Raw genomic sequence first — 3,966 nt, 5'->3', positions numbered from 1 at the left:
GGCATTGCCGAGGTCAAGACCGGCGCTGCCGCGAACTTCCCGGCAGCGAACCCGATGGATGTGCTGATCACCATGCAGCACGCCATTCCGTCATTCCACGCCCGCAACGCGGTCTGGCTGATGAACCGCAACACGCTGGCGACCATCCGCAAGTTCAAGGATGCGCAAGGGCAGTATCTTGTCACCGATCCGAAAGACGGCGGCGTGCTGCGCCTGCTGGGCAATCCCATCGTGGAAATGCCCGACATGGACAACGTGGCGGCTGGCACCGCACCTATCATGTTCGGCGATATGTCGGGCTATCGCATCTTTGACCGGGTGGAGATGTCGATTCTGCGCGACCCCTACACGCTGGGCACCAAGGGGCAGGTGCGGTTCATCGCCCGCAAGCGCGTGGGTGCCGACCTGACCCATGCCGACCGCTTTGTGAAGCTGCGCGTGGCTGCCTAATGGCCCTAGCGCCCGCACATGAAACGACCCTGCGTCACGGCAACCATGCCGTGACGCTGAGGGCGTCCCTGCGGGCTGCTGTCGCCTTGGACAACCTTCCGGGCGGCATCCCTGGCGCATGGGATTCCGTCATGCGCCAGACTTATACCGGAATCCGTGCGGTGATACTCGCCACCGCCACGGATAGGGCCGCAGCCGGTTTCCTTTTGACGGCTGCGGCCCAAGAGCCGCTTGCGCCCTTCCTCGGTCATGCGCAAGCGGCTTGCCTCGACCTGCTGGGCAACCTGCTGCCCCAGCCCCAGGAAGCGCCCAAGGCCACCACCGCCAAGCCCATCACCCTGCGCGAGTATCTGACCGAGCTTTTCAAATTCGGGACTACGATTCTCGAATGGCCCCCGTCCGAGGTCTGGCGGGCATCGCCGGCAGAGATTGACGCGATCCTACGCGCCCGCCTCGAACGGCTAGAGGCCATGGAAGCCGCCAGCAATGGCGACCCCCAGCCCAAGCACCACATGAGCCAAGACCAGCGCCAGGCGAACATAGAAGCCGGCCTTGATCCTGACTTTGACCGCCACGCCCTGCGCGCCCTGAAAGCCCGCCACAATGCCTAAGCCCCCAAGGTTGTGCAGTTGCGGTGCTATCGTGCCCCATGGCGTCCTCTGCGCTTGCCAGCAAGCCCGCCAGCTTGAACGCAAGCGCCGGTATGACCGCACCCGGCCAACGGCATCGCAACGGGGCTACAACGGCGAATGGCGCAAGCTGCGGGCCGAATTTCTGCGCCTTCATCCGACCTGTGCTTTCTGCGGTGCCGATGCTGAACACGTTGACCACAAGGTCAGGCATCGGGGAAACAAGGCCCTGCTGCTAAATTGGAATAATCTCCAATCCCTCTGCGCCCATTGCCACAACAGCGTAAAACAGCGCCAGGAACGGCAAGCCGATGAGTGAGAAAGACCTTTGGCAAGAGGTTCTGTTACTGGCGATCCAAGATGCCCTGCATGGCGTTCCTGGAGGATTCGGGAATAGGGACACGCGCCTGCGCATGACCGAGGACGCCCGCAACTACCTTACGACACCAAGCGCTGATCTAGCCGAGGTCTGCGCCCTTGTCGGTCTGGATATGCATTCTGTTATCGAGCGGATGCGGAAGCAGATTGCCAATGCGCCGACAATTGATCAGCTATTCAGCGTAAGGAAAAAGCCAAGCCGTCCGGGAAAGACGCTGACTCACCAAGGCGAAACCCTTACTATTAACGAATGGGCCGAACGCCTCAACCTTCAACCCCATACTATTTGCGCCCGGCTCAAGAATGGCTTATCTGTCGAGGAAGCCCTTTCACCCGATAAGCTACCTACTGGACAGAAAAGCAGGCAGCCCCGGTGGATTACCCATAACGGCGAAACTAGAACCGTAAGGGACTGGTCGCAGCGCCTCGGGTTAAAACCCGTCACTATTCATTATCGCCTTCGCAAAGGTGCGACGGCTGCCGAGGCGCTTCAACCTGTGGCATAGGTGCTGCTAAAGCCCCAACATGTGCGCCAGCCATAGGATTAACAAACCAACTCCGACCGGCAAAGCGACGTGTCGCAGGAAACCTCTCACAATCTGATGCATGGTAGCTTACTCCGTCTTTGTCGTCGGTAGGATAAGAGCCAGCTATTCGGTGATATATGTTGGCCTGCTGGACTCTGACCCTTCGCAGCCAAGCATCGCCGATCTTGCTTAGCGGCTGTATGCACACACTTGCCCGCCAGTCAGACCCGTCAGAATCTTGAGCATGATTCTATTGCGTTTTCAAATGGATAATGTGGCGATGGTTCCTGTGAAATGTTCACTTTGGTCTAGGCGCTGACCTAACTGGAACTAGGGGCCAGGGGGTGGGTCTGAACTTTCGCCCTATCTCGGGAACCGGCGGGGGGAGGCGCGCGCAAGATAGGCCGAATATAACTTTTTGTTATGGTTGCAACGTGGTAAAATCATACCCACTTATGAACCGTGTATGTTTGCGAGTGACCCGTTATGCCAATCCCCCTTGCCCTTGTCCGGGCGCATCTGAACTTCCTGCCGGATGAAGCCGCCGACGACGCGATCTTGACCCACTACGGCAACGTGGCCGAGGCGTGGGTGGCGTCCTATACCGGCTTGCCTTTCGACGCAGACAATCCGCTGATGCTGCAAGCCGCCCTGATGCTGATCGCGCATCAGTATGAGGCCCGCGAGGCCGTCACCTTTGCCAGCGCCTATCAGCTTCCTTTCGGCGTCACCGATCTGCTGTCAGGTATCAAGCGGCAGGTTCTCGGCTACGTGCCCGAGGTGGAGGGCACCGCCAATGGCTAAGCTGGTGACGGGTTCCAAGGAACTGGCGCGGAAGCTGGCTGCGATCAAGGATCACGTTGCCGCCGAACTGCGCGCCGAACTGGTGAAAGCTGGTCATGTCATCGCGGATGATGCGCGCGCCCTTGCAGAATCGTCCAGGCGCACGGGCGATCTGATCGAAAGTATCCACGTCACCGGCCCCGGCGAGACGACCCCGCCCCATTCCACCGATGGCGGGCAACGCACGGCAGGCCCGTTCGAGGTGCTGGTGACGGCAGGGGATAGCGATGCCCGCCATGCGCATCTTGTCGAGGGCGGCACCAAGCCCCGGATGCACAGGGACGGCACCACCACCGGCACCATGCCTGCCCAGCCGTTCTTCAACCCGGCATGGCGTCTGAACCGCCGCCGCCTTGAACAGCGCATCAATCGCCGGATGCGCAAAGCCTTCCGCGAGGCCACGAAATGAGCGCCGACATGGAACTGCAACGCGCCGTGCGGCTGGCGCTGATCGCCGCACCCGGCGTTGCCGCGCATATCACACCCGAGCGCATCCGTGCTAGTATTGCCCGGCCCGAGGATGCGCCGGTTATCATCATGGCACCTGCGCAGGTGGACATTCTCGGGCGCGCGTCGGGCGGGCAGGTGGTGGCGGAAATCGCCATGAAGCTGCACGTCTGGACCGCTGCCGACCAGTCGGACATTGCGCACCAGATCACCAGCGCGGCCATGCTGGCGCTGATGGATGCGCCGCGCGTGGATGGTATGCAGGTGGACGAATGGGAGCGCCCGGCCATGGCTTGGGTGCCTGATCCTGCGTCCGCACTATCCTTCGCCCATGCGGTGATTGCGCTGCGGGCAGCCCTGCGGTGGAAGGTCAGCTAATGCGCGCCGGGAAACTACAGCACCTTATCCAGATCGAGCGTAAGACTGCGCCGGTTGATGATTACGGCATCGCGCGGGAAAGCTGGGTGCCGATCCTGACCACGCGCGCCGAACTGAAAGAGGCCACCACGACCGAGTTCCTGACCGGCCCCGGCGAGATGGACAATAACCGGGCCGTGTTCCTGATCCGCTATCCGCTGGCGCAGATCACCACCGCCGACCGGCTGGTGATGGACGGCAAGCCCTTCAACATCCTCGGCCTGGCCGAAATCGGGCGTCGGAAGGGCTTGGAAATCAGGGTAATCGCGGCATGA

The 3,966-nt window shown here is 61.3% G+C and carries 8 protein-coding genes; all 8 read left to right on the top strand.

Annotated features, from left to right (window positions below; genetic code table 11):
• Positions 1-450 (top strand): phage major capsid protein (locus tag IT40_RS25895; protein WP_036761319.1); only part of this gene is annotated, 450 nt, incomplete at its 5' end.
• Between the two features lie 131 nt (positions 451-581).
• A complete protein-coding gene (locus IT40_RS25890) occupies positions 582-1,061 on the top strand; it encodes a phage tail assembly chaperone (protein WP_166443857.1) in 480 nt (159 codons plus the stop codon).
• Positions 1,054-1,398, top strand: a complete 345-nt coding sequence (locus tag IT40_RS28180; protein WP_036761315.1) for an HNH endonuclease — start codon at positions 1,054-1,056, stop codon at positions 1,396-1,398. Before IT40_RS25890 ends, IT40_RS28180 begins: the two co-directional genes overlap by 8 nt.
• Positions 1,391-1,963 carry a hypothetical protein gene (locus IT40_RS29070; RefSeq protein WP_147307361.1) on the top strand — a complete coding sequence of 191 codons (573 nt, stop codon included), beginning with the start codon at positions 1,391-1,393 and terminating at the stop codon, positions 1,961-1,963. The genes IT40_RS28180 and IT40_RS29070 overlap by 8 nt, the downstream gene beginning before the upstream one ends.
• A 507-nt stretch (positions 1,964-2,470) precedes the next feature.
• Positions 2,471-2,788 carry a head-tail connector protein gene (locus IT40_RS25880; RefSeq protein WP_084197481.1) on the top strand — a complete coding sequence of 106 codons (318 nt, stop codon included), beginning with the start codon at positions 2,471-2,473 and terminating at the stop codon, positions 2,786-2,788.
• On the top strand, positions 2,781-3,236 hold the full coding sequence (locus IT40_RS25875) for an HK97-gp10 family putative phage morphogenesis protein (RefSeq protein ID WP_052096349.1): 456 nt from the start codon (positions 2,781-2,783) through the stop codon (positions 3,234-3,236). The genes IT40_RS25880 and IT40_RS25875 overlap by 8 nt, the downstream gene beginning before the upstream one ends.
• Positions 3,237-3,244: 8 nt before the next feature.
• Complete coding sequence (gene gp17, locus IT40_RS25870; RefSeq protein ID WP_166436171.1) at positions 3,245-3,652, top strand: tail completion protein gp17; 408 nt, start codon at positions 3,245-3,247, stop codon at positions 3,650-3,652.
• The gene (locus tag IT40_RS25865; protein WP_036761311.1) at positions 3,652-3,966 is read left to right on the top strand and encodes a phage head closure protein; all 315 of its coding nucleotides are present in this window, start codon (positions 3,652-3,654) and stop codon (positions 3,964-3,966) included. The genes gp17 and IT40_RS25865 overlap by 1 nt, the downstream gene beginning before the upstream one ends.

This window comes from Paracoccus versutus (assembly GCF_000763885.1).
GTDB classification, from domain to species: domain Bacteria; phylum Pseudomonadota; class Alphaproteobacteria; order Rhodobacterales; family Rhodobacteraceae; genus Paracoccus; species Paracoccus versutus.
The sequence above is the reverse complement of the archived record's forward strand: the minus strand, read 5'-3'. Positions and strand labels throughout refer to the sequence as shown.